Consider the following 26,018-nt stretch of genomic DNA (forward strand, 5'->3'; position numbering starts at 1 on the left):
CGACAACGCGTCATGGACGCACTCACGCAGGCAACGCGCAAGCCCCGTCGCGCAACTTCAGTGCGATTTCGAGCTTGGCGATCCATCGCGCGTCGTCCAGCTTCGCGCCGAGAATGCTCTCCACCCGTTCGAGCCGATGGTCGAGCGTATTCGGATGGATGTCGAGCGCGGCCGCCGTCACTTTCCGACGCCGTCTGTTGGTGAAGAACGCCTCGATCGTGCGGGTCGCGCCCGACTCGACCGACAGTTCGTTCAGCAGCGAAAGAAAGTAATTCAGCGCGCTGTCGTTCCCTCGGATGCATTCCTCGATGACGATGTCCGAGTAGCGATGCACCTTCTGATCCGGCGCGAAGCGATTGCCGAAATCCAGCGCGCGTATCGCCTCGTCGGCCGATGCGGCCCAGCCTTGTGCGCCGACGCCGGCGAGGCCGATCCCGATCGACGTGACGGACGGCAATCGTTCCTGCAGTGTCGCCATGTATTCCGCGACACGTCTGTCGCTCGCGCTCGCGGATTCCTGCTGTATCGACGGAACCCAGATGACGAGGCGATCGTGATGGCGGGCGTCGACCAGCGTATCTCGCGAGGTCTTGAGGATGCCCGCCGTCACTTGCACGATCTGATCCAGTGCGCGATCGGCCTGAATCGGCTCGCCGTCCAGCGCCGACGACACCAACGCAACCGCGATTCTCGGCACGGCATGATCGAGGCCCAGCGCCTTGGTGATCTTGCGAAACGCATCGTCGTCGCGCGATCTGCTGAAGACCACGTCGTGCAACTGGTATCGCAACGATTCCTGCCAGCGCGCCTGCCGGTACTGCTCATCCAGATAGGCGGAGGAGATCAGTTGCGACATGTGGTCGAAGTAGTCCATCAGGTACGGCGAAATCTCGAACAGCAGTTCGTCGCGCAAGATGTCGTGCTTGCTGCCCAGATCGGCGCATGCGCGCCAAACCTCTCTAAGCGCCATCCGGAAGGCTCGCAGCAGCGACTGCAGAGAAATGCCCTGATGAACTCTTCGTCGTCCGAAGTCCTGAAACGTCTTCAGACTTTCATTGTCGGGAAACTCGCCATCGACGATCGATTGGAACCACAGGCGCTCCGAAATCGATATGGAGTCGACGATGTCTTTCTTCACAGAGATGGGGAGATCCTCGTAGCCGTCGATATCGCCTAATGCTGCATAAGTGCGCTCGATCACCGTCGACAGATCGTCGGAGATTGTCTTGATCTGTTGCCGCAATAACGCAGACGGCGACGGAACATGTATCACTCTCATTGTGGCCAATCGTTCTCTAGGGTGGTGCCGGACCAGAAATTCTCGGGTGCCTCGGTCTCGATGGCACATACGCATTGCGCGACGCCACGTGCAAATTCCATTGCATGTGTCGTTTGCGCTGAGCTTTGCGTTCACGGGCCGAAGACTATCACCGATCGAAAAATTGCTCTCTGAAGCGCAGGGCATCGTGCGGCGAAAGTCGGCGTTCGAGTTGGCGGATTGTGACAAACCACATGCGGGTCGGAGACATCTCCCATGTCGGTCGTCTGCGCACCGGGATAAGGTATCGGCAGTTGGCGAGCACCAAAAGTCCGAGTCACCCATACAACACGCAGAGTACCTGCTACAGACATCATGCAGAACCCCGACAGCATTTTTTCTGAAGTCAAAGTCGTTGATTTCGCAAGCTATATCGCCGGTCCCGCGGCAACCACGATACTGTCCGATTTCGGTGCGACGGTTATCAAGGTAGAGCCGCCCGGCACCGGCGACCCCTATCGAAACCTCTACAAGCTGGCGCCGAACCCCGTCTGCGACACCAACTATCCCTGGCAGCTCACCAACCGCAACAAGCAGAGTCTTGCACTCGATCTCAAGTCTCCCGCAGCAAAAGACATTGTCGAAAAACTGGTCAAATGGGCCGATGTCGTCGTGGTCAATTTCCCGCTCAGCGTCCGCGACAAACTCGGCATCTCCTACGAAGCGCTCGCGCCGCTGAACGACCGTCTCATCTACGCGGACATCACCGGTTATGGCTTGAAAGGCCCCGAGGCCAACCGTCCCGGCTTCGACGTGACGACCTATTGGGCGCGCTCCGGGCTGATGGAAGTGACGCGCGACGGCGATAGCCCGCCCGCCGTTCCCATCCCCGGGATTGGCGATCACGCGACGGCCAGCACGCTGTTCTCGGCGATCGTGACGGGCCTTTATCATCGCGAGAAGACGGGCAAAGGCTCGCGCGTCTCCACCTCGCTCATTGCCGAAGGCGCATGGGCCTCGGCGCTCTGGACCGAGGGCGCGCTCAACGGCGCGAAGTTCTACGGCGCGCATACGCGCAATGCGCCGCTCAACGCGCTGTTCAATCCGTACCGCACCGCGGACAACCGCTGGCTGCTGCTGATGTTGCTCCAGGCGAACAAGGAATTCCCCGGCCTGTGCAAGGCAATGGATCTGCCGTCGCTGCTCGAAGACCCGCGCTTCGCGGACTCCGAGGGCCGCACCAAGCACGCCACCGAACTCGTCGGCATTCTCGACAAGGCATTCGCCGGCCATTCGCTCGAATACTGGAAAAAGACCTTTGACGAGGCGCGGGTCATTTACGGTGTCGTGCAAGTCGCCGACGAAGTCGTCAAGGACGAGCAGATGTATGCGAACGAGGTGTTCGTCCCGCTGGGCGAAGCCGGCGAGAAGACGACCTATACGGTCAATAGCCCGATGCAGATCTCTGGTGTCGACAAGGTGAAGCCGCGCCGCGCGCCGGATCTCGGCGAGCACAGCCGGGACGTGCTCGCAACGCTGGGCTACGACGCGAACGAGATCGAGCGGCTGATCAACGACAAGGTCGTCGCGCAACTGGATCAGGCCGCGCAATCGAAGTGATGCCGCATGCGGCACGGCGGTAGACGCTCGACGCACAGGCGTCCGGCGTCACTGTCGTGGTCGCTTCAAGTCGGGCCAATCGATGGCTCGGCAAGATGTAGATCTAACTGAATGGAGAAGTACGATGAGTTTTGTCGCACCGGTAAAAGATATTCTGTTCGTGGTCAACGAACTCGCCCAACTCGATCGAATCAGCGCACTCCCGGGGTGTGAGGACGCCACGGCCGAGACTGCACAGGCGGTTATCGAAGAGGCAGCGAAGTTCAGCAACGAGGTCGTCGCGCCGCTGAACGTGCTCGGCGACAAGCATGGCAATACGTGGAAGGACGGTGTGGTGAACGCGTGTCCCGGTTTCTCGGACGCCTTCAAGCTGTTCGCCGCCGGCGGCTGGCAGGGCGTCAAGCATCCGGTCGATTACGAAGGACAGGGGCTGCCCAAACTGATCGCGACGCCCTGCGCCGAAATGCTGAACGCGGCCAGCGTAGCGTTCGCGTTGTGCCCGATGCTCACCGACGGTGCGATCGAAGCGCTGCTCACGGCGGGCAGCGACGAACAGAAGGCGCGTTACGTGCCGAAGATGATCTCCGGCGAATGGACCGGCACGATGAACCTGACCGAGCCGCAGGCCGGCTCGGATCTGTCGATGGTGCGTTCGCGCGCCGAGCCGCAGCAGGACGGGTCGTACAAGGTGTTCGGCACCAAGATCTTCATCACCTGGGGCGAGCACGACATGACGGAGAACATCATTCATTTGGTGTTGGCCCGTACGCCCGGCGCACCGGAAGGGGTGAAGGGCATTTCGCTGTTCGTCGTGCCGAAGTTCCTCGTCAACGAAGACGGCTCGCTCGGCGCGCGCAACGACGTCCAGTGCGTGTCGATCGAACACAAGCTCGGCATCAAGGGCAGCCCGACCGCCGTGCTTCAGTTCGGCGATCATGGCGGCGCGACCGGCTATCTCGTCGGCGAGGAGAACCGCGGCCTCGAATACATGTTCATCATGATGAACGCCGCGCGTTTCGCCGTCGGCCTGCAAGGCGTGGGCATTTCCGAGGCCGCGTACCAGAAGGCCGTCGAATATGCGAAGGAGCGTGTCCAGAGCCGGCCGGTCGATGGCTCGGCGAAGGAGGCGGTGACGATCATCCATCACCCCGACGTGCGCCGCATGCTCGGGACGATGCGCGCGTTGACCGACGCGTCGCGTGCCATCGCATACGTGGCGGCCGCTCACAACGACATCGCGCATCAGCACGAGGATGCTGCCACCCGTGCGCATCATCAGGCGATTTACGAGTTCCTGGTTCCGATCGTCAAGGGCTGGAGCACCGAACTGTCGCTCGAAGTGACGAGCCTCGGCGTGCAGGTTCACGGCGGGATGGGTTTCATCGAGGAGACGGGCGCGGCACAGTTCTACCGCGACTCGCGCATTCTGACCATTTACGAAGGCACGACGGCGATCCAGGCGAACGATTTCGTCGGCCGCAAGACGTTCCGCGACGGCGGTGTCGTGGCGAAGTTCCTGCTGGGTGAAATCGCGAAGACGGTCGAGGAACTGTCGGCACACGACGGTGCGGCGTTCGCGTCGATGCGCAAGCATCTCGAGCAAGGCGCACGCTCGTTCGAGCATGCGATGGAATTCGTCATCGCGAACATGAAACGCGATCCCAATGCGGTCTTCATCGGCAGCGTGTTGTATCTGCAGCTGGCGGGCGTGGTTCTCGGCGGATGGCAAATGGCGCGAGCGATGCTGATCGCGGCGAAGAAGCTGCAGGAGGATCAGGCGTTCTACGGCGCGAAGATCGCCATCGGGCAGTTCTATGCAGAGTTCATTCTGCCGCGTGCGTTGTCGTATGAGGCGTCGATCGTCGGCGCCAAGGGCGGGGAGGGCGTGCTCGCCCTGACGGAGGACCAGTTCTGACTGGGTCCCGCATATGAACGAAATAGATTGCCGCTCGGCGCGCCAGGCCGCACTCGTCGAACAGTATGGTCCGCGCGAATCGATGGAGTACGACGTCGTGATCGTCGGCGGCGGCCCGGCAGGGCTGTCGGCGGCGATCCGGCTCAAGCAGCTGGCCAAGGAGAAGGGCGCCGAGATCGGTGTGTGCGTGCTCGAGAAGGGTTCCGAGATCGGCGCGCACATTCTGTCGGGCGCCGTGATGGACCCGGGCGCGATCAGCGAGTTGATCCCCGACTGGGCGGCGCTGGGTGCGCCGCTCGACGTCGAGGTCACGGAAGATCGCTTCCTGTTCCTGAGCGAGACCGACGCCAAGGCCGTGCCGAGCTGGGCACTGCCGAGCAACTTCAGGAATCACGGCAACTACGTGATTTCACTGGGCAACGTCACGCGCTGGCTCGGCACGCAGGCCGAAGCGCTCGGCGTCGAGATCTTCCCCGGCTTTCCGGCCGCGGAGATCCTCTACAACGACGACGGCTCGGTGAAGGGCGTCGCCACCGGCAACATGGGCGTAGGCAAGGACGGCGAGCCGACCGAGAACTTCCAGCTCGGCATGGAACTGCACGCGAAGTACACGCTGTTCGCCGAGGGTTGCCGCGGTCATCTGGGCCGCCAGCTGATCTCGAAGTTCAAGCTCGACGCGAACGCGGATCCGCAGGCGTACGGCATCGGCATCAAGGAGCTGTGGGAGATCGATCCGGCGAAGCACAAGCCGGGCCTCGTGATCCACACGGCCGGCTGGCCGCTGAAGTCGGACACCTACGGCGGTTCGTTCCTGTATCACATGGACAAGAACCAGGTCATGGTCGGTTTCGTGGTCGGCCTCGGCTACACGAACCCGTACCTGTCGCCGTTCGAGGAGTTCCAGCGCTACAAGACGCATCCGTCGATCCGTACGTTCCTCGAAGGCGGCAAGCGCGTGTCGTACGGCGCGCGTGCGATCACCGCGGGCGGGCTGCTGTCGTTGCCGAAGACGGTGTTCCCCGGCGGTGCGCTGATTGGCGACGACGCAGGCTTCCTGAACGCGTCGCGTATCAAAGGCAGCCACGCGGCGATCAAGACCGGCATGCTGGCGGCGGAAGCCGCGTTCCATGCAGTGCAGACGGGCCGCCGCGGCGACGAGCTCAGCGCGTATCCGAACGCATTCAAGCGATCCTGGCTGCATGCGGAGCTGCACCGCGCGCGCAACTTCAAGCAGTGGATGGCGAAGGGGTTGTACCTCGGCACGCTGATGGTCGGCATCGAGCAAAAGCTGTTGGGCGGCAACGTGCCGTGGACGCTGCATCACAAGCATGCGGATCACGAGATGCTGAAGCCCGCGTCGCAATGCACGCCGATCGAGTATCCGAAGCCGGACGGCAAGCTGACGTTCGACCGGTTGTCGTCGGTGTTCATCTCGAACACGAATCACGAGGAGAACCAGCCGGCGCACTTGACGCTGAAGGACGCGAGCGTGCCGGTGAACGTGAACCTGCGCACGTATGCCGGGCCGGAGGGGCGGTTCTGCCCGGCGGCGGTATACGAGTTCGTGAAGAACGACGACGGCAGCGATCGCCTCGTGATCAACGCGCAGAACTGCGTGCACTGCAAGACCTGCGACATCAAGGACCCGACGCAGAACATCGTGTGGGTCACGCCGGAAGGCGGCGGCGGGCCGAACTACCCGAACATGTGACGGATGCGTAGCGGGCAGTGCGCTGCGGGTCGAGCGACGTCCATTTTTAGGCGGATAGCCTGCGTCGATATCCGGTCGCTTATGAGCGGTATCGGCGCGGATCCGCGACAGCCGGCGGCGCATCGGTGCGCCGGACGGCACGAGTTGCCGCTGGATGGCATGCGGCAATGTTGAAATTCAGGAGAATGGCTTGAAGATCCTTGTAGCAGTAAAGAGAGTCGTCGATGCAAACGTGAAGGTCGGCGTGAAGTCGGACAACACGGGCGTCGACATCGCGAACGTGAAGATGTCGATGAACCCGTTCGACGAAATCGCCGTCGAGGAAGCGGTGCGCCTGAAGGAAGCGGGCGTGGCGACGGAAATCGTCGCGGTGTCGGTCGGCGTTGCGCAGGCGCAGGAAACGCTGCGCACGGCGCTGGCGATCGGCGCGGACCGCGCGATCCTCGTCGAGTCGAACGACAGCGTCGAGCCGCTCGCCGTCGCGAAGATCCTCAAGGCGCTGGTCGACAAGGAGCAGCCGCAGCTGGTGATCCTCGGCAAGCAGGCGATCGACGACGATTCGAACCAGACCGGCCAGATGCTTGCCGCGCTCGCGGGCCTGCCGCAGGCGACGTTTGCGTCGAAGGTGACGATCGCCGACGGCCGTGCGACAGTCGCGCGCGAAGTCGACGGCGGCGCGGAAACGCTGTCGCTGACGCTGCCGGCGGTGGTCACGACCGACCTGCGCCTGAACGAGCCGCGCTATGTGACGCTGCCGAACATCATGAAGGCGAAGAAGAAGCCGCTGGAAACGGTGAAGCCGGAAGACCTCGGCGTGGACGTTGCGCCGCGCCTGAAGACGCTGAAGGTGGTCGAGCCGCCGAAGCGCGCGGCCGGCGTGAAGGTGCCGGACGTGAAGACGCTGGTCGAGAAGCTGAAGACCGAAGCCAAGGTGCTGTAAGAGGGAGCGCAAGGAAATGACGATTCTGGTGATTGCAGAACACGACAACGCGTCGATCAAGGCCGCGACGCTGAACACGGTGGCGGCGGCGCAGAAGATCGGCGGCGACATTCACGTGCTGGTCGCGGGCCACAACGCACAAGCCGCGGCGGATGCGGCAGCGAAGATCGCGGGTGTGTCGAAGGTGCTGCTGGCCGACGCGCCGCAGCTGGCCGAAGGCCTCGCGGAAAACGTCGAGGCGACGGCGCTGAACATCGCGAAGGATTACTCGCACATCCTCGCGCCGGCGACCGCCTACGGCAAGAACATCGCGCCGCGCATCGCCGCGAAGCTGGACGTCGCGCAGATCTCGGACATCACGGCGGTCGATTCGGCCGACACGTTCGAGCGCCCGATCTACGCGGGCAACGCGATCGCGACGGTGCAGTCGAGCGACCCGATCAAGGTGATCACGGTGCGTGCGACGGGCTTCGATCCGGTTGCGGCGGAAGGCGGCAGCGCGGCGGTCGAGAAGATCGACGCGGCAGCGGACGCCGGCAAGTCGCAATTCGTCAGCCGTGAAGTGACGAAGCTGGACCGTCCGGAGCTGACGTCGGCCAGCATCATCGTGTCGGGCGGCCGTGGCCTGGGCAGCGGCGAGAACTACACGAAGGTGCTGGAGCCGCTGGCCGACAAGCTGTCGGCAGCGCTCGGCGCCTCGCGCGCGGCGGTCGACGCCGGCTACGTGCCGAACGACTATCAGGTCGGCCAGACCGGCAAGATCGTCGCGCCGCAGCTGTACATCGCGATCGGTATCTCGGGTGCGATCCAGCACTTGGCCGGCATGAAGGATTCGAAGGTGATCGTCGCGATCAACAAGGATCCGGAAGCGCCGATCTTCAGCGTGGCCGACTACGGTCTCGTCGGCGATCTGTTCACGCTCGTGCCGGAGCTCGTAAGCGCGCTGGGCTGACGACGGCATTGCGTAGCCAGTGAGCGCAAGCTCCCCGGCTCCTCTGTCGCGGTAGCGCGATGGAGGAGCCGGCCGTCGACACGCCATCCGTCGGCTGTCGACCATGCCGCAGCACCTTGCACGCCATCGCCTTCGAACGTAGTGGCAAGAAAACATTCGATACCGTGCTAGACAGCTTTTCGACCTATCCGCTGGCCACAGTCCCGATCTCGGTGGTCAACGGCTTTCTGGCCGGGGCCGAACGCGAAGTCGTCGTGCGCCTTGCCGAACGCTCCGGCATCCCGGCCCACCTATTGGAGAAGCCGGCCGCGCGCGTGACGCAGCAGCAGTTCGCGACGCTGTATCGCCTGCTGGCGACGGAGCTGGACGATGAAATGCCGGGCATTTTCAGTCGTCCCTTAAGAAGCGGGCTGTTGAAATATCTTTGCCTCAGTCTGATCGATGCACCCCGGCTCGATGTCGCGTTGAACCGTATCGGTCAGTTCTTTCGCCTGATACTCGACGATTTTCGCCTCGCGTCGTGGCGAGAGGGCGCGCTCGCCTGCGTCGAATTCATTCCTGATCCGGACGGCCGGCCGGTCAGCGCGCTGGGCAGCGAGCTGATGCTGAAGCTCGTCCATGGCGTCGCGTCATGGCTGATCGGGCAGAAGATCGCGCTGCGCGAAGTTTCATTCAGATTCCTTCGGCCGACGCAGTCGGGGGACTTGCTGTACCTGTTTCCCGGACCGGTGCGGTTCGGCAGGGACAAGACCTGCCTCTTCTTCGATGCCGGTTACCTCGATCGTCCGATTTCCCGACGAAAGCCGGATCTGGAGGAGTTCCTGCGCCGCGCGCCGGAAGACTGGATCTTCACTTCATTTGCCGAGCAGATGGCTTGTCATCGCGTTCGCCGGTTGATCGAGAATGCGTTGCCGAGCATGCCGACGATCGAGACGGTCGCGCGGGAATTGCACGTGTCGGTGCGTACGCTGGCACGACGCCTGGCGGACGACGGCACGAGTTTTCAAGCGATCAAGGACGACGTGCGGCGGGACGTTGCGATCTATCGGCTGACGCGCTCGGACGATTCGATCGAGGCCGTCTCCAATAGTGTCGGCTTCGACGATCCGACGGCGTTCTATCGCGCCTTCCGGCACTGGACGGGCAGCACGCCGGCGACATACCGCCAGCAGCCGTGGAAGGCCCGTCGGCAGGCCGGCTGATTGCCGGCGCCTCTCGTTAGCGATTCGCCGCGACGAGCGTGTCGGGGGGTTCGAACGCGGGCAAGGCGATGCCGTGCAGATGCTGAACGAAGGTGCTGACCTTCGCATCCAGATAGCGCTTCGACGTATAGAGCGCATACACCGTCAGCGCATTGACGCGATATTCCGGCAGGACCCGAACCAGCGTGCCGCGGCGAAGATCGTCGATCGCCGAATGCAGCGTCAGCGGGCCGATGCCGGCGCCCGCGAGCAGCGCGAAGCGCATGGCATCCGGCATGTTGACCTGAAACGGCGAGGCCTGAACCAGATGGGCATGCTCGCCGTCCGGGCCGTGCAGACGCCATTTTTCGGGAGCCGAGTTCGGCGCGTTCAAGGTGAGGCAGCTATGTGCCGCGAGGTCCGTGACCGTCGACGGCATGCCGCTTCTCTGCACGTAGTCCGGCGACGCGACGAGTACGCTGTAGTTGCCGCCGAGCGCCTTCGAGACATAGCTCGAAGTCGGCAAGTCGGCCGTTGCCATCAGCGAGACGTCGATGCCGTCCTCGATCAGGTTCGGGAATCGTTCCGACAGCGTCAGTTCGATTTTGACGTCGGGATTCGACACCTGGTACTGAACCATCGCGGACGTCAGGTAACGTAACCCGAGACTCGGCATCGCGTGTACCCGCAGCTTTCCGTACGGCTTTGCGAGCCGGTTCCGCGCTTCGGCTGACGCATGCTCGATGTCCGCAAGAATCGATTTCGCGCGCTTGAAGTAGCGTTCGCCGCTTTCCGTCATGCCGATGTGACGCGTCGTGCGGTTGAGCAAGCGGACCCCGAGCTGTCTTTCAAGAAATGCGACGGCGCGCGATATCTGGGCGGTCGAGCCATTCACTTGCCGGGCGGCGGCGGTAAAGCTGCCCGACTCCACGACGCGTACGAATATGCCAATTGCAGCGAAAAAATCCATCTTCATGTGACTCTGGAAGGAAAGCGCGCGAGATATCGGTGACCATGATCGGCGCAGCGATTCGTGGACGCTGACGAAGCGGGCCGCAATGCCGGATGCGGGCGAGGGCGTGGCCCGGCAGGTGGGTCGTCGGCCGACGTGGCGCGTCGCGATTGTCGGCCTCGGTCGCTAGTCGAGGGGAACTCCGGCATCGTCCGGCTTGATGAGGTCGAGCCACGCACGTGCGGCCCAGGATAGCGTCGTGCCCTTGCGCCACACGATCGCGACACGCCATTCCAGTCCGGGCGCATCCAGATCGATCAGGCGCACGCCGGCATTGCCGTGTCGGCGCGCGACCAGCCGCGGCAGACACGTCACGCCCAAACCCGCCGCGACGAGCGCAAGTGCGAAATTCGGCTGGGCGCTATGCGCGACTTCGTTGATCGTGAAACCTTGGGCAATGCACGCTTCGCGCAGCCTGCGCGTCAATGCGAATCCTTCATTCAGCGCAATGAACGGCACGCCATTCAGCTCATGCAGGTGGACACGGACGTGCGTTTCGAGCGCATGGCCGCGAGGTACCGCGAGCACCATCGGCTCGCGCCGGATGAACATCGCTTGCAGATCGGTTCGCACCGGCAGCATCGTTGCCGCGAGCTCGAGTTCGCCGTCTCGCACGGCTTGCTCCAGTTCGGCGCTGCCATGTTCGTGCAGATGAATCGACACGCCTGGATATCGCTCGCGGAATTCCGCCAAAGGAGCGGCAAACAACTCTGCGCTACCGACCGGTGGCAGTCCCAGACGGAGTTCGCCGCGATCGAGGTCGCGCAGCGCGTCGAGATCGAATTGCATCCGCTCGCGCTCTGCCAGGATGGCTCTCGCATGTTGCAGAACGACTTCGCCGGCAGACGTGAGCTTGACGGCGACGCCGCGTCTGCCGCGTTCGAGCAGCGTGACACCCAGTTCGTCTTCCAGCAGTCGAATCGCTTTGCTCAGTGCCGGTTGAGACAGCGGAAGGCGCTTGGCTGCCTTGCCGAAATTCCCTTGCCTGACGATCTCGTCGAAATAGCGAAATGCCTTCAAGTCCATTGCACTTCTTGGCGATGATTGGACCGACGGATTATCGCCCGAAGTGCAAATGCGCGTCGGATTGCAGCGGTGCGCGATGGTTACGATGTCGCCGGCAGTGAGGCGCACGCCCGGGAGTGTGCGCCTCGCTCGCTCATTCACGCCAGGGCGTCGGCGGCCTCCTTGTGCGCGTGGTGCGCGGACGGATGGGCGAGGTAATCGTGAACGACGTGGCCGAGGCCGAGGGTAAGGTCGGCCAGGATGTGCGTGCCGGAGAGAATCTCGAGCACGGGCAGGTCTTTCAGCGGTGCGAGCGCGTGCGAAAACAGCTCGAGGCCGACCGGGCCGGTCCAGGCGCCCTTGATCGTGACGTCCTGGCAGCGGTATTCGACCAGCTCGAGGATGCGCGGCGAACCGTCGACGTGCGGGATGATCTTCAGCAGATAGCCGGGCGCCTCGATGGTCGCCTTGGCGGCTTGAGCGTCGAGCTCCTGAAATTTGTAGCCCATCGTCGCGCTCGCCACCAGCACCTTGCCGTAGCGCAGTTCGCCGACGATCGTGTCGGTGTCGACTTCGAGCGACGGCTTCGCCATTTTCTTCGGGAAACCCCACAGCTCGCGGCCGGCGGCAGTCGGTGCGTGGTCGTCGAGGAACATCGCGTGCGTGTAGGTGCCGCGGCGGCCCTTGTACGTCACGGGAATGACCTGCCCCGATTCCGTGTAGTCGCCGAATCCGCCGCTGGAATCCGGCATGCGAATGAACTCGAACTTGACGAGCGGATTGTCCATGTCGATTTCGAGCGGTTCGGGAACCAGCTCCCGAAGTTTCTTCGCATCGGTACGGTACGTCACGATCAGGAATTCGCGATTGACGAATTTGTACGGGCCTTGCGGATAGGTCGGGCTGGTGAGGGGAATCGAAACTGCGCGTTGCTTGACGTCGCTGATGTTCACAATGGGTCCTTGGTCGGCAAAACTTTCGAGAGGCGAGGGTGGTGCGCCGGATCTGCGGGCGCTGAGCCCGCGTCGCTCGCACCGGAAACAGGCATCAGGTAACCCCGGCTGTGAACAGTCTAGATTTCGATTTTTCTTAAATAAATTGAATTCTTTTTATGAATTGCATGCCTGGAGGAAATTGAATTCCGCGTTGCTCAACCCGACATGCAAATTCGGTCATCGCATGGCGCTTCGGCTGCGTGCGATGCAACGAGTGATCGGGGATGGGGCGCCGCGCGATCTTTCGCCGGCATGATGCGGAACGTTGCGTCCGGTCGGGACAGGCTCGATTCAGTTGACCGTTGCGCCCATCTGCGCGGCGAGGCGCGACACGATCGGCGAGGCGCGATTGCCCGCATAGGCCAGCACGAGATTGAGCCGGCTGCTATCAAATGCGGTCAGGCGTCGCGTAGCCATCCCCTTGGGCAGCATGCGCGCGAAATGGCTCGGCACGAGGCTGCAGAGTCCGGTCGCGGCGACCAGCGAGAAAATGCTCAACATTCCGTCGGCCTCGAGAGGCGGCTTTGCGGGCGCGGTGCCGTCCTGATGGAGGAATGCGTCGATGGTTGCGCGTAGCGCGGGCGCGGCGGCCGCGGCCACCGCGATGATGCGTTCTTTGGACAGATCGGCCGGCGACAGGCGGCGTTTGTTCAGCAACGCGTGCCCGCGAGGCAGGATGGCGATCAGGTCTTCGGCCTGGACCGTCCGGCTCGTCCATTCCGGACCGATATCGCCCTGGCGGACGAATGCCGCGTCGATGCGGCCGTTTTCCAGCGCGCGAATCAGATCGAGATGCAGCTTGCTGTGAACGTCGATCGCGATGTCCTGCAACTCGGGACCGAGGGCGGCCGAGATGCGCCCCATCAGTTCGTCTTCCGTGCCGGGAATCATGCCGAGAGCGAGTTTCCGCGGATGTTGTTTGCCTTCCCGCGTGCGCTTGAGCGCCAGGTCGAACTGGGCGACGGCGAGCCGGGCTTCCCTGAGCAGGATTTCGCCGCTATCCGTCAGTTGCACGCCTTGCCAGGACCGCACGAACAACGGGCAACCAAGCTGGTCCTCCAACGCCCGAATTTGCCGCGTCAGCGACGGCTGGGCAATGCACAGTCGCTTGGCCCCTTCCGCAAAACTCCCCGCCTCGGCGATCGCCAGAAAATATCGAAAGTGTCGGATTTCCATCGCGAAAGTATAGCGCCGAGGCATAGGGTCGGTGCCACAAAGTATTGGAGCGTCGCGGTTCTGCTCGACTAGACTTTGAGGCGCGACGCAATCGACTCGTTTCGATGCAGGCTGCCGTCCGGCTCGCTGACCCACCCCGAATGCAGCATGCTGCGCGGTCCACGGTCCACGAGAGTAGGTGAGACCACGCCGGCGGTCTGCGGCGTCGCGCCAATTTCTCTATCAGTCATTGCGAGTCGCCATATGAGCAAGAATATTCGGAAGATCGGGGTAGTCGGTACCGGGGTCATCGGAGCCAGCTGGAGTGCGTTGTTTCTGGCTCAGGGGTTCGACGTCGTCGCGACCGATCCCGCGCCGGGCGCGGAAAAATCCTTGCGCGAGTACATCGCAAAGGCGTGGCCTGCGATGGAAACGCTGGGCGCCGTCGTGCCGGGCGGCTCGCAGGCGCGCCTGACGTTTACGACCGATATGAACGACCTTGCCGATGTCGACTTCGTCCAGGAAAACGGTCCGGAGCGTCTGCCGTTCAAGCACGAACTGTATCGTCAGCTCGATGCGATGCTGCGTCCGGACGTCATTATCGCGACCAGCTCGTCGGGTTTGACCATGACGGACATCCAGGAGGGTTGCGAACGGCATCCCGAGCGCTGCATCGTCGGCCACCCGTTCAACCCGCCGCACCTGATCCCGCTCGTCGAGCTCGTCGCGGGCAAGCGGACCGCTGCCGAGGCGATCGATCGCGCGGACGCGTTCTACACCGCGCTCGGCAAGAAGACGATCCGGCTCAACAAGGAAGTGCCTGGCCACGTCGCCAACCGACTGCAGGGTGTGCTGGTTCGCGAAATCATGTCGCTCGTCAGCGAAGGCGTGGTCAGCGTGGCCGATGCGGATGCGGCTTGCTCGTGGGGGCCGGGCTTGCGCTGGGGTGTCATGGGGCCGGTGATGCTGAATCATCTCGGCGGCGGCGCAGGCGGCATCGAACATTTCTACAATCAGTTTGCCGGCCCGCTCGTCACCTGGTGGACGCCGCTCGGCGACTTCGAATTCACCCAGGAAGTGCGCGAAAAGATGATCGCGGGCTTGCGTGAGGAAGTGGGTGGCCGTGACTTCCAGACGCTCGCTTCCGAGCGGGATCAGCTGCTGTTGACGCTGCTGAAGGCGCGTCTTGCTGGACAGTCGAAGCAGTAAGCCGTACGCCGCCCGGCGCCATCATTTGGCACCTGCCTGACCGAGCCGGTCGGGCAGGCGCCGGGCGGTTTCGTTGTACCGATCCCGGCGGGATCTTGGCAGTTCAGGCAGCCAGTGAACGTTTCGGCGGCTGTTTTGGATTTCAGCGGCCGATGATTGCGGTTCGCTGCCTTTCGCCACACACGCTTTCCCCACCTTTCGCGATCTCTCACCGACGTCCCGTCGCGTGCCAGCAGCGCCTGCGCCGTTGAAGCGGCCACGGCGTCGTCCAGCGGTGTCGATCGACCCCGCCCCCCGCGTCAAGCCCGACCGCACAGAACGATTCAGGAACTTTAGGGACGCCAGTGCCGCGCGGTCGCTATGCTCGTCCTATCTGAGCATGCACCGAGGACGGTAATGACGACTGATCGTGGGAACCGATCGAGAAGGATACGCAAGCACGTCGCGTCAGTATTGGCCGTCGTCGCGACAGCCTGGAGCGTCGCGGCGTTCGCCGCCGCCCCGTTTGCCGGCAAGCAGGCGCCGGGCTTCTACCGAACGATGGTGGGCCAGTTCGAAGTCACGGCGCTTTCCGACGGAACGCATGCGTTCCCGATCGACAAGGTGGTCAAGGGCGTGTCGAACGCGACCATCGACGGCGATCTGCATCGCGCATTCCTCGAGCAGCCGGTGCAGGGCTCCATCAATGCCTTCCTCGTGAACACCGGCAAGAAGCTGATCCTCATCGATGCCGGAGCCGGGAGCCTGTACGGCGATTGCTGCGGCAAGCTCGTCGACAATCTGCGCGCGGCCGGCTATGCACCGGAGCAGATCGACGAAGTGCTGTTGACGCATATGCACGAAGACCATATCGGCGGAATCGCGTCGAAGGGCGCGGCCGTGTTTCCCAATGCGATCGTCAAGGCGAATCGCACCGAAGCCGACTATTGGCTCGATCCGGCCAACAAGCCGGGCGCATCGCCGCTTCTCGCGCCGTTCTTCGACGCAGCGGCCGCGGTGGTCGAGCCGTACCGCGCCACGGGGCGCTTCCAGACGTTCGATGGAGCGGGCGTGATCGAACCGGGCATTCGCGCCATCTCGCTGCCCGGCCATACGCCCGGTCAAATCGCCTATCTCGTCGAAAGCGGCACGGCGCATCTGCTCGCGTGGGGCGACGTCGTGCACGTCGCGGCGATTCAGCTTCGGCATCCGCAAGCCACCGTCGCGTACGACAGCGATCCGCCGCAGGCGCGCGAATCGCGTCGCGAGATCCTGCGCGAGGTGGCCGAGCGACGCTACCTCGTCGGCGCCGCGCATGTCTCCTTTCCGGGCCTCGGGCACGTCAGAGCGGATGGCGACGGCTTCGACTGGGTGCCCGTCAACTACGACGCATCGCCGGTGCCGGATGCCGGCGCTGCACCGGGCCGCTGACGCGGCAGCGCAGCGGCGCTCCTCCATGCGCCTTTTTCGAAGGAACGACCGATGGAAACGTCGAACGATGTCGAAGTCACGCATCACACGCTCACCGCGAACGGTATCCGCCAACACTATCTCGACGCCGGCAACGGGCCGGTAGTCGTGTTGCTGCACGGCTTTCCCGAGACCAGTTTCGCGTGGCGTCATCAGATGCCGGTGCTGGCCCGCACGTATCGCGTGATCGCACCGGACCTGCGCGGCTACGGTGAAACCGACAAACCCGCCGCTGGATACGACAAGCGGAACATGGCGCGCGATATCGTCGGTCTGCTGGATCGGCTCGGCATCGACAAGGTTGCGCTGGTCGGCCACGATCGAGGCGCGCGTGTGGCGACGCGCCTGGTGAAGGATCACCCGGAGCGGGTGGACCGGCTGGTCGTGATGGACAACGTGCCGACGCGCATCGTGGCGGAGAACATGCGCCCCGAAACGGCGCGTGCCTACTGGTTCTTCCTGTTCCATCAGGTACCGGACCTGCCGGAGGCGCTGATCGCAGGCAACGAGGAGCCGTGGCTTCGCCACTTCTTTTCGGACTGGTGCTACAACCCGCATGCGATCTCAGGCGAGGCCTTCGACACCTACGTGAAGGCGTACAAGCGGCCGGGCGCCGTGCGCGGCGCGATGTCCGACTATCGGGCGAACGCCGAGGATGTCGCGCAGGACAAGGCGGACGCCGACGTCCGCATCGCATGTCCGACCATGGCGATCTGGGGCGAGGATTTCTACGCGGTCGGCGGCATGTTCGATATGAAGGCCGTGTGGGAGTCGATGGCGACCAATCTGCGCGCCGAGCCGATCGCGCGCTGCGGGCATCTTCCGCAGGAGGAGCAACCCGAGCGCGTCAATGCGCTGTTGCTCGAGTTCCTGAGCGGTTGGACCGGCGGTTGAGTGCGCTGCACCGCCATCGTCACGCCGCGAGCCTCACCGGGCAGCTGCCCGAATCCGTGGCGGCCAGTGGCAGCCACCAACTTTCGACCACCGAGGAATCGGCATGAGCACGTTCACGACACGCGACGGCGTTTCGCTTCACTACAAGGACTGGGGCGCCGGACGTCCCGTGGTCTTCATCCACGGCTGGCCGCTGAACGCGGACATGTGGGACGCCCAGATGCATCATCTTGCCTCGCGCGGCTTGCGTTGCATCGCGTACGACCGGCGCGGCTTCGGCCGCTCCGGGCAGCCGTGGCACGGCTACGACTACGACACGCTTGCCGACGACCTCGCGACGTTGATCGAGACGCTCGATCTGCGCGACGTGATGCTCGTCGGCTTTTCGATGGGCGGCGGCGAAGTGGCTCGCTACATTGGCCGCCACGGCACGGGCCGCGTCGCGAAGGCCGTGCTGGTCGGTTCGGTGACGCCGCTGGTGGCGCGACGCGACGATCACCCCGACGGCGCGGATATCGCCATATTCGACGGCATTCGTGCCGGCATCCTGGCCGACCGCGCCGCATTCTTCGAGAGCTTCTGGCCGTTGTTCACCGGCTCGAATCGCGCCGGCTCGACGATCTCGCGCGCCGCGCTCGACTGGACGACGTTCATGGCCTTGCAGGCCGGGCTGAAGGGGACGCTCGATTGCGTCGCGGCCTTTTCCGAGACCGACTTCAGGCCCGACCTCGACAAGTTCGACGTTCCGACGCTCGTGATCCACGGCGACGACGACCAGACTGCACCGCTGAGCCTGACCGGCGCGGTCACGGCGCAGCGCGTGCGTCACGCGACGCTGAGCGTGTACGAACGCGGGCCGCACGCGCTGTATCTGACGCATGCGCAGCGCTTGAACGACGAACTGCTTGCCTACGCGCGCGCTTGATGCCGCGGCCGGCCACATTGCGTTGACTTGAATCGCGCACGGTGTACCGCTCCGGGCGCCGTGCCCAATCGTTCCCATTCACCGGTTTCCCGTCCCGCTGTGGGCGTGCGGAAACCGGCTTGTCTCATGGCGCAGTTCGATGGGCGCCCCGACGGGCGCCGTGCGCCGTCACATTCATTCCGAGTACATCGCGTGCGCCGGCGTGCGGCTTGCCTTCCACAGATGCGACCGGCAAACCGCTCGATAACGCACACTTCCCGCATTAACTTCGGACCATGAAACGATATTTATTTCCGAGGCAAACGCATCGCGATGCATTTTCATTAATGAATTGACGTAAATCAATACTTCACATTCCGTTTTTGATGCCTCGGCGAATCAGATTGGCCAATCTTCATTCGAATGAGAAGGCATTAGCCGTACGAACTGTCAAATTACTTCATGTAGTGGGGCGGCGCGTCCCCATTGGCCGGGCTGCGTGATACCTTTTTGCTCAACGTCGCCGCGACATAAAGCGTTGAATAAACCGTTAAGCCCGGCACGCTGAAACACCGAAAGGTGCGGTTGCCGTGGGGCAGGAATCCAACGTACGAGGCGTGCCGTGACACATCGGGAAAACAATGTCGTCGAGTTGCCGGATGCACTCGTCGCCAATCATTTCTTGGCCTCGCTCGACGGAAATAGCCGTTCGAAACTGGCGCCGCATCTGCGGCTGACGACGCTGCGGACCGGCGAGCTTTTATGTGATGCCGGCGAGAACCTGAACGCCGTCTATTTTCCGGTGACGGCCGGTGTGTCGCTGCAATTCACGGGGTCGGGCAGGGGCACGCTCGGCGTGACGGAAATCGGCCGAGAAGGCGTCGTCTGCGACGACATCGTCGGCAGTGCGATGCAGCGCCGGGTCGTCGTCTATGGCGGCGGCTTCGCGTATCGGCTGGGTACGCACCGTTTCGCCGACGCGTGCGCCGCCTCGGCCGCGATCCGCCGGCAGGTGTTCGTGCGGATGAGTCTGGTGCTGTCCCAGGCGTCGCAGGTGATGTTCTGCAGCCGCCATCACACGATCCGGCATCAACTGATGCGCTGGCTGCTGATCGGCTACGAGCGCTCGCGCAGCATCGAAATCCCGGTCACGCACGGCATGCTTGGTCAGATGCTCGGCGTGCGCCGCGAGACCGTCACCGAAACCACGCGACAGATCCACGCGCTCGACCTGATTCATCAGCGTCGCGGCGTCATCGTGCTGACGGATCTCGCGCGCCTCGAACGAGCGAGTTGCGGCTGTCATCGGGCGATCCGCGACGAAACGCGGCGCCTCCTCGCACTCGACGCCGGTGCGTTACCGGCGCTCGGCGCGCGAATGGTCTAGCCGTCGGCTGCAGGTGATGCTGCGCAGCCGATACCTGTGCGTCGCGCAGCAGCGGCATGAACGGCGGTGCGCAGTACACGGGGAAGCATGGATGCGTGAACGCGGGATTTCCGGCGACGCGCCGGGCAGGTTGGATCGAGAAGAACCAGAAAGCGGTCGTGAAGGTATGGAAAACAGTACGAAGTTTCAGAGTCAGCGCAGCTCGTTTCACGTGTGGCCGTGGAGCCCGGTGCTCGGCATCCTGCCGGTCGTCGTCGTGGTCGTGACGCTGGCCGGGTTCGTGGCCGTCAGCCTGGTCGTGATCATGTCGCTGCGCGTGTACGTCGGCGGCGAAAGCAGCTGGTCGAAGGCGCAGAAGGACGAGGTCATCCTGTTGAGCCGCTACGCCGACACCGGCGACGAAAAGCTGTTCGACGATTACCGGCTCGCGGACGCGACGCTTGTGTCGTTCAGCGTTGCGCACCGCGCGATGATCGGCGTGCCGGCCGACTACGACGTGGCCCGCTACGCGATGATCGCGGCCGGCATCAACCCGGTCGATGCGACCGCGGTCGTGTGGTTCTATCCGGTCCTGAACTCCTTCGCGCACGTGAACACCGCGCTGCAGTACTGGGCCGAGGCGGACCGGCATCTGCTCGACCTGCGCCGGCTCGCCGGTGCGCTGCGCGAGTCGGTCCACGCGGGCGACGTCGCGCGCACGAGCCGCCTGAACCGCGACCTCTGGGACATCAACTCGCGCATCGAGCCGTTGCCGAAACGCTTCTCCGACGAACTCAGCGCCGAATTCCGTTCAGCGGTGATCCAGTTGCTCCTGTCGTACGTGGTGGCGTCGCTGTTGATCATCCTGCTGTCGGTGCGCTGGGCGAGCCGCGCGCAACGCCAGCAGTCGTCGATGCAGACCGAGCTCGACCGCAGCCTCGCATTTGCCGACGCCGCGCTTCGTTCGGTCGTCGATGCGATCGTCACGATCGGTCTCACGCGCAGCATCGAGACCGTGAACCCGGCCGCCGAGCAACTGCTCGGCAGGACGGCGCAGCGGTGCGTCGGCGAGCCGATCAACGATGTGCTCGACCTGATCGACACGTCGACCGGCATGTCGATCAAGCTGCTCGCAACGCTTTGCAACGGCGGCGACCACACGTTCACGCGCGATCTCAACCTGATCCGCGTATGCGGTGCGGCGGTGCCCGTGCGCGCGTCGCTGTCGCGGATGACCAACGCCGTCGGCCGTTGCGTCGGCCACGTGCTGACCCTGCGCGACATGACGCGCGAGCACCAGCTGATCGAGCGGCTCACGTGGCAGGCGTCGCACGACGCGCTGACCGGCCTGATCAACCGCACCGGGTTCGAGCGGCGCCTCGGCGAGATGCTGGCCGACGGCGCGGGCGGCGCGCTGATGGTGCTCGACCTCGACGGCTTCAAGGAAGTGAACGACGTATGCGGCCACGCGGCCGGCGATGTGCTGCTGCGCGACGCGACGGCGGTATTCAGCGGCTGTCTCGACGAAGGCGACGTGTTTGGCCGCCTCGGCGGCGACGAGTTCGGCATCCTGCTGCCGGCCTGCCGCAACGTCGCGCCCGACGACGGCAAGGCCGAGCGCATGCGCGCGCAGCTCGAGGCCTTCACGTTCACGTGGGACGGCGAGCCGTTCAAGATCAGCGTCAGCATCGGGCTGCTGGATCTCGCGTGCCGTCCCGCGAGCATCGAGAAGGCGATGCAGATGGCCGACCTCGCGTGCTATGTCGCGAAGGACGGCGGCCGAAATCGCGTGCACGTCGCGCATCCGCGCGACCTGCATGCCGGCCGCCCGGCGTATCACACGCAATGGAGCCGCCGCGTGAAGACGGCGCTCGAAACGAATGCGTTCCAGTTGCACGCGCAACCGATCGTGCCGATCCAGTCTGGCGACGGCGCGCCGCAGCGCGTGGAGATCCTGCTGCGCGTGCCGGACGCCGACGGCAAGCTGATCGCACCGGTGTTCCTGCCGGCCGCCGAGCGCTACGGCCACATGACGATGATCGACCGCTGGGTGGTCAGCAACGTGATCCGGCGTCTCGCGCGGCTCGAACGGCGTGAGTACGTCGAATACAACGTGAACCTGTCGGCGCGCTCGATCACCGACGAGCGCTTCGTCGAGTTCGTGATGGCCGAGCTGTCGGCGTCGGGGCTCGAGCCGTCGCTGCTGTGCTTCGAGATCACCGAGACGAGCGCGGTCCGCAACCTGGAAGTCGCATCGCGCTTCATGTGTGAGCTGCGCGATCTCGGCTGCCGGTTCGCGCTCGACGATTTCGGCGCCGGCATGTCGTCGTTCTCGTATCTGCACCAGTTGCCGATCGACTACCTGAAGATCGACGGCGGGCTGGTCGCGACCATGACGTCCGACCACGTCAAGCGTGGCATCGCGTGCGCGATCAACGACATCGCGCACGTGATGCAGTACCGGACCGTCGCCGAGCACGTCGAGGACCCGGAGACGGCCGAGATGCTGCGCACGCTGGGCGTCGACTACTGCCAGGGCTATTACTTCGGCCGCCCCGTGCCCTGGCAGGAAGGGGGATTCCATTGAACCACGGAGGACAACAGATGAATGCTCCATTCGAGCTGAGCGGCGACATCATGGACCTGGCCAGCTATCCAGCGTGGCTGCGCGACGTGGTAGGCGCGACCGACGAGCTGAAGGCCCGCATCCGCGCGCATCCCGTGTTCGCGGCGATGATCGACGGGACGCTGACGGCGGCGCAACTGCGCACGTTCTTCGTGACCGGCTGGGCGGTGGTCAGCCAGTTTCCCGAGTACATGGCGATGAATCTCGTGAAGACCGCCGCGTACCGGTCGCGCGGCGACGAGAAGGCGCGGCGCTATCTGATCCGCAATATCCGCGTCGAGCAGAATCACGTCGATCACTGGGCCAACTGGGCCGCCGAGTCCGGCGTGACGCGCGACATGCTGCTCGGCGCCGACGCGCCGCTCGCCGGCTTCGCGCTGAGCCACTGGTGCTGGAAGAGCGGCAGCGCGGACGCGCTGGCGCCGAGCATCGCCGCGACGAACTACGCGATCGAAGGCGTCACGGGCGAGTGGAGCGCGCTGCTGTGCGCGTCGCCGTACGAGGAGAAGTTCGATGCGTCGGTGCGGCATCGCGCGATGCGCTGGCTGAAGCTGCATGCCGAGTACGACGACCGCCATCCGTGGGAGGCGCTCGATATCGTCGCGACGCTGCTCGGCCGCGCGCCGGACGCGCGCGACGTGCGCGAGGTCGAGACGTCGATCCGCAAGAGCTTCGAATACTTCCTGATGAGCCTCGATTGCTGTCTGCATGTTTAGGCGGTCGCGCCGTGCCGAAGCCGGTACGCGCGTCGTCGTCGGCACGTCGGCGTGATGGCGACGACGCGCACGCCGCTGTCCTGCTGGACGATTTCCGATGCTGACAAAAGTACTCGTCGCAGAGCCGGACCCGCGCATGCGCGGCATGATTCGTGCGTTGCTGCGCGGCTGTGACATCGCCATGTCGGTGCTCGACGACGTATCGATGCTGCGCGCGCGCGTCGCCGCGGTGGCGCCCGCGTTGATCGTGCTGCGCTTCGAGCCGCCGGGCACGGCAGTCTGCGCGGCGCTCGACGCGCTGCGGTGCGCGGGTTGCGACCTGCCGGTGATCGTGCTCGGCAGCAGCGCGCAGTTGGCGGACAAGCTCGTCGCGTTCGAGGCCGGCGCCGACGACTATCTCGTCTTGCCGTTCGAGCCGATGGAGTTCGCGGTGCGCGTGCGCTGCGCCATCCGCAGGCATGCGGCGCGCGCGCCGCGCCACGTCGATCGCTATGCGTTCGGCGACATCGACGTGGATTTCGTGACGCGCCGCGCGACGCGCGCGGGCGAAGATCTCGGGCTGCGCGCGAGCGAATTCGCATTGCTCGAAGTGTTCATCGCGCAGCCGATGCGTGTGCTGTCGCGCGCGGAGATCCTCGCGCGGCTCGGGCCGGCCGTCGCCGGGCGCGCGGAGCGCGGGCTCGGCGTGTTGGTTTTCAGGCTGCGCAACGTGGTCGAGGGCGCGCTCGGCGACTATCGCTATATCCGCACCGTACGCGGCCGCGGCTACATCTTCGTGCCGCTCGGCGTGCTGCCGGACGACGACCTGCAGACGCCGCCGCCAGCGCGCATTTAGGTCGTCGCCGTTGGCGACGGAGCCGACGAAGCCGACGCGGTCGGCATCGGTCGTGCCGTCATTGCGCGGGGGCGTCGGCAGGCGTGCGGTGGCACGTCGGCACGCCCTTCGCGCCGGACAGTTGATAGACGAGCTTGTGCGCATTCGTCGCCGCGCGCCCCGCGGGCGAACTCAGCACCACGTAGCGGCTGAACTGCCCCTGGCCCGTCGCTTCCTTCGTGATGATGAGCGGCGCGAGCACGGGATCGGCGCTGGCCGATTCCGGGTCGATCACGCGGCGCACGTGCGACAGGCTCGTCACGTACCAGTCGGCGTTCAGCTTCGGCGTCTTGAGAATGAACGGACGGTACGCCGGCCCCGCATAGTGGCTGTCGATGATCATCCACGGGTCCATGTCGGTCGTACCGATCTCGGACGGCTGCACCTTGGTCGTTCCGCCGTCCGCACGCGAGAAGAAGCCGCCGAAATCGCCGCCCAGACGCGAGCCGCTCGCGCCGGCCACCGCCGGATCGTAGCGTTGGCCTTCGGGGCCGTTGCGCAGGTCGCTGAAGCGCTTGCCCGTCCACGTGACCACGTGCGACACGACGAAGCCCGACATCATGCTCTGCGGCGCCGCTTGCGGATGCGCGGTTTCGGTGATGTACAGCAGATCGCCGGGGCGCAGATGATCGACGAATTGCGCGACGTTGTCCTGATTGATGTCGAGCAGCACGCCGGCCTGGTCGGTCACGGCCGCGAGCGGGTCCGAACCGATCGAGCATGCCTGCGTGCCGATGCCCGTCTGCAGGTTGCCGCTTGCGTGCGTGATGCCGGCAAAATCGTAGGCCCACGACGTGAAGTCCGAACAGTCGACGCCTTGCCACTTGATGTCGGCGTTGGCGAGCGTCGCGGTGGTCTGCGCGCCGTTGCTGCGTCGATGCGGCGCGCAGGTCATGGACTTCGACGACGTATCCGAGTTGAAGAACGACGGGCGCGAAGCCGGCGGCAGCCAGCCCGGAATATGGTGATGGCAGTAGTTCAATTCCTGGTCGACCCAGTAGTTCTCGGTTGCCAGCAACAGCTCGCGCTGGAACGTCGCGACGTCGCCGGCGCACGACGCCGTCGTGATCGCGCCGTAGACGGCCGCGCGCGGGCCCCACGAGCCGCCGTCGGCGAAGCTCGACCAGTTGTCGACGGTCACGTCGTGTCCGAGCCGCGCCTGCACGTCGTTCTTGCGGCTCGTGAAGAGCGGCAACTGCTCGTTGTAGAGCGCGACGCGATCGCGGCATGCGCCGTCGCTGACCGTGATCGTCGCCGGCTTGCCGGGGACGACGGGCTTGAGCATCGCCACTGACGCGATGCCCGAACGATTGCGCGGGTTCACTGCGTAGCTGGCCGCGCCGGTCGTCACCGCGCAATTTCCGCCGGGCGGCGCAGCGAGCGTCCCGTCGGCCGCGGGATTGCCGGCGCCGGTATTGCACTCGGTCAGCGTGTCGCCGTTGGCCGATTGCGCGGCGATGTTCTGCGTGCTGTCCTGAACCGATGCGCCGGTGTCGGTGCGGCTCTGCGATTCGGCGCCGAGCGCCAGCGCCATTTTTGCGCCGTCGGACAGATCGGCGGCAGCGAGCGCCGTACCGGGCGCGACGAACGCCGGTGAGGTCTGCTGCACGTCGAACCCGCCGGCGAACGCGTTGACCTGCACCATCGCCGCCGCGAGGTTCGCGCTGGTCAAGCCGCCTGCGGCGCGTGCCGCCTGAACGATCGCGTTCGAATAGACCGACACGATCATGCGCGCCGGCGCAGCCGTGAAGACGGCTTCGATGTCGCCTTGCAGCGCCGTGCGCGTACCGGTCGCTTCCTCGTCATACACGCCGCCCGTGGCGCGCACGAGCACCGGATAGTGCACGGCGCCGCCGAGCACGAACGTGCCGTCGTCGCGGGTCACCGCATGGGCGATCGGCTGGTCCGACGCGGAGCCGTCGGCCGCGACCGCATAGACGCTGACCGACGCGTTGCGCAGCGGCCCCATATAAACGGCGCCGGTGGTCGATGACGATGCACCGCCTCCGCATGCAGAAAGGGAAAGTAGGAGTGCGGCGCCGAGCGCGGCATTGCGAAGATTGGGGTTCACGATCACCTGCCGTCAGGATGTGCGGGTATTTCCGGGTGCGACGTCGCGTCGAATGCACGAAGGTCGCGGAAGCGATGCACGGAATCGGCAGAGTAGGGACGATCGGCGCCGGTTGATATGAGGATAAGCATGGCATGTCGCGGCCATTTCATCGAATCGACGGCC

Annotated in this window: 20 protein-coding genes; 14 read left to right on the top strand and 6 right to left on the bottom strand. The window is 64.6% G+C overall.

Translation table 11 applies throughout. The features are described from left to right. Positions 1 to 22: 22 nt before the first annotated feature. Positions 23 to 1,279 carry a PucR family transcriptional regulator gene (locus WJ35_RS22930; protein ID WP_069240063.1) on the bottom strand — a complete coding sequence of 419 codons (1,257 nt, stop codon included), beginning with the start codon at positions 1,277 to 1,279 and terminating at the stop codon, positions 23 to 25. Positions 1,280 to 1,633: 354 nt separating this feature from the next. Between WJ35_RS22930 and WJ35_RS22935 the strand changes: the two genes are divergently transcribed. The 6 genes from WJ35_RS22935 to WJ35_RS22960 all read left to right on the top strand — a co-directional run bounded on the left by WJ35_RS22935 (position 1,634) and on the right by WJ35_RS22960 (position 9,598). Next, positions 1,634 to 2,878, top strand: a complete 1,245-nt coding sequence (locus WJ35_RS22935; protein ID WP_011881870.1) for a CaiB/BaiF CoA transferase family protein — start codon at positions 1,634 to 1,636, stop codon at positions 2,876 to 2,878. Between the two features lie 124 nt (positions 2,879 to 3,002). Then, positions 3,003 to 4,793, top strand: coding sequence for an acyl-CoA dehydrogenase (locus WJ35_RS22940; protein ID WP_011881871.1), 1,791 nt, complete (start codon positions 3,003 to 3,005; stop codon positions 4,791 to 4,793). A 13-nt stretch (positions 4,794 to 4,806) separates the two neighbouring features. Continuing rightward, a complete protein-coding gene (locus WJ35_RS22945) occupies positions 4,807 to 6,504 on the top strand; it encodes an electron transfer flavoprotein-ubiquinone oxidoreductase (protein ID WP_011881872.1) in 1,698 nt (565 codons plus the stop codon). 190 nt (positions 6,505 to 6,694) lie between these two features. Beyond that, on the top strand, positions 6,695 to 7,444 hold the full coding sequence (locus WJ35_RS22950; RefSeq protein ID WP_069240064.1) for an electron transfer flavoprotein subunit beta/FixA family protein: 750 nt from the start codon (positions 6,695 to 6,697) through the stop codon (positions 7,442 to 7,444). Positions 7,445 to 7,460: 16 nt separating this feature from the next. Beyond that, on the top strand, positions 7,461 to 8,396 hold the full coding sequence (locus tag WJ35_RS22955) for an electron transfer flavoprotein subunit alpha/FixB family protein (protein ID WP_069240065.1): 936 nt from the start codon (positions 7,461 to 7,463) through the stop codon (positions 8,394 to 8,396). A gap of 59 nt (positions 8,397 to 8,455) precedes the next feature. Further along, positions 8,456 to 9,598: an AraC family transcriptional regulator gene (locus WJ35_RS22960; RefSeq protein WP_014725164.1), complete on the top strand. Its 1,143-nt coding sequence runs from the start codon at positions 8,456 to 8,458 to the stop codon at positions 9,596 to 9,598. A gap of 16 nt (positions 9,599 to 9,614) precedes the next feature. On the opposite strand, the gene WJ35_RS22965 is transcribed toward WJ35_RS22960, so the two are convergent. The 4 genes from WJ35_RS22965 to WJ35_RS22980 all read right to left on the bottom strand — a co-directional run bounded on the left by WJ35_RS22965 (position 9,615) and on the right by WJ35_RS22980 (position 13,765). After that, positions 9,615 to 10,553: a LysR family transcriptional regulator gene (locus WJ35_RS22965; protein ID WP_059475252.1), complete on the bottom strand. Its 939-nt coding sequence runs from the start codon at positions 10,551 to 10,553 to the stop codon at positions 9,615 to 9,617. A gap of 162 nt (positions 10,554 to 10,715) precedes the next feature. Further along, a complete protein-coding gene (locus WJ35_RS22970) occupies positions 10,716 to 11,615 on the bottom strand; it encodes a LysR family transcriptional regulator (RefSeq protein ID WP_014725162.1) in 900 nt (299 codons plus the stop codon). A gap of 137 nt (positions 11,616 to 11,752) precedes the next feature. Continuing rightward, positions 11,753 to 12,547 (bottom strand): acetoacetate decarboxylase, encoded by a 795-nt coding sequence (locus tag WJ35_RS22975; protein ID WP_011881878.1) that lies wholly within the window; start codon positions 12,545 to 12,547, stop codon positions 11,753 to 11,755. Between the two features lie 333 nt (positions 12,548 to 12,880). Then, the gene (locus WJ35_RS22980; RefSeq protein WP_011881879.1) at positions 12,881 to 13,765 is read right to left on the bottom strand and encodes a LysR substrate-binding domain-containing protein; all 885 of its coding nucleotides are present in this window, start codon (positions 13,763 to 13,765) and stop codon (positions 12,881 to 12,883) included. A gap of 243 nt (positions 13,766 to 14,008) precedes the next feature. Here WJ35_RS22980 and WJ35_RS22985 point away from each other — a divergent pair, with 243 nt between their 5' ends. From WJ35_RS22985 to WJ35_RS23020, 8 genes are all read left to right on the top strand, one after another. Next, positions 14,009 to 14,953, top strand: a complete 945-nt coding sequence (locus WJ35_RS22985) for a 3-hydroxyacyl-CoA dehydrogenase NAD-binding domain-containing protein (protein ID WP_011881880.1) — start codon at positions 14,009 to 14,011, stop codon at positions 14,951 to 14,953. 396 nt (positions 14,954 to 15,349) lie between these two features. After that, positions 15,350 to 16,363, top strand: a complete 1,014-nt coding sequence (locus WJ35_RS22990) for an MBL fold metallo-hydrolase (RefSeq protein WP_069240066.1) — start codon at positions 15,350 to 15,352, stop codon at positions 16,361 to 16,363. A 51-nt stretch (positions 16,364 to 16,414) separates the two neighbouring features. Then, positions 16,415 to 17,296 (top strand): alpha/beta fold hydrolase, encoded by an 882-nt coding sequence (locus WJ35_RS22995; protein WP_069240067.1) that lies wholly within the window; start codon positions 16,415 to 16,417, stop codon positions 17,294 to 17,296. Positions 17,297 to 17,399: 103 nt separating this feature from the next. Next, a complete protein-coding gene (locus WJ35_RS23000) occupies positions 17,400 to 18,221 on the top strand; it encodes an alpha/beta fold hydrolase (RefSeq protein ID WP_069240068.1) in 822 nt (273 codons plus the stop codon). Positions 18,222 to 18,822: 601 nt separating this feature from the next. Beyond that, complete coding sequence (locus tag WJ35_RS23005; RefSeq protein WP_069240069.1) at positions 18,823 to 19,587, top strand: Crp/Fnr family transcriptional regulator; 765 nt, start codon at positions 18,823 to 18,825, stop codon at positions 19,585 to 19,587. A gap of 166 nt (positions 19,588 to 19,753) precedes the next feature. Next, complete coding sequence (locus WJ35_RS23010) at positions 19,754 to 22,153, top strand: putative bifunctional diguanylate cyclase/phosphodiesterase (protein WP_041494176.1); 2,400 nt, start codon at positions 19,754 to 19,756, stop codon at positions 22,151 to 22,153. A gap of 17 nt (positions 22,154 to 22,170) precedes the next feature. Beyond that, the gene (locus WJ35_RS23015) at positions 22,171 to 22,908 is read left to right on the top strand and encodes a TenA family transcriptional regulator (RefSeq protein WP_059475245.1); all 738 of its coding nucleotides are present in this window, start codon (positions 22,171 to 22,173) and stop codon (positions 22,906 to 22,908) included. Between the two features lie 97 nt (positions 22,909 to 23,005). Continuing rightward, positions 23,006 to 23,743 carry a winged helix-turn-helix domain-containing protein gene (locus WJ35_RS23020; protein ID WP_059475244.1) on the top strand — a complete coding sequence of 246 codons (738 nt, stop codon included), beginning with the start codon at positions 23,006 to 23,008 and terminating at the stop codon, positions 23,741 to 23,743. Between the two features lie 58 nt (positions 23,744 to 23,801). On the opposite strand, the gene WJ35_RS23025 is transcribed toward WJ35_RS23020, so the two are convergent. Continuing rightward, complete coding sequence (locus tag WJ35_RS23025) at positions 23,802 to 25,751, bottom strand: hypothetical protein (protein ID WP_069240070.1); 1,950 nt, start codon at positions 25,749 to 25,751, stop codon at positions 23,802 to 23,804. Positions 25,752 to 26,018: the final 267 nt, after the last annotated feature.

Source organism: Burkholderia ubonensis, assembly GCF_001718695.1.
GTDB lineage: Bacteria > Pseudomonadota > Gammaproteobacteria > Burkholderiales > Burkholderiaceae > Burkholderia > Burkholderia ubonensis_B.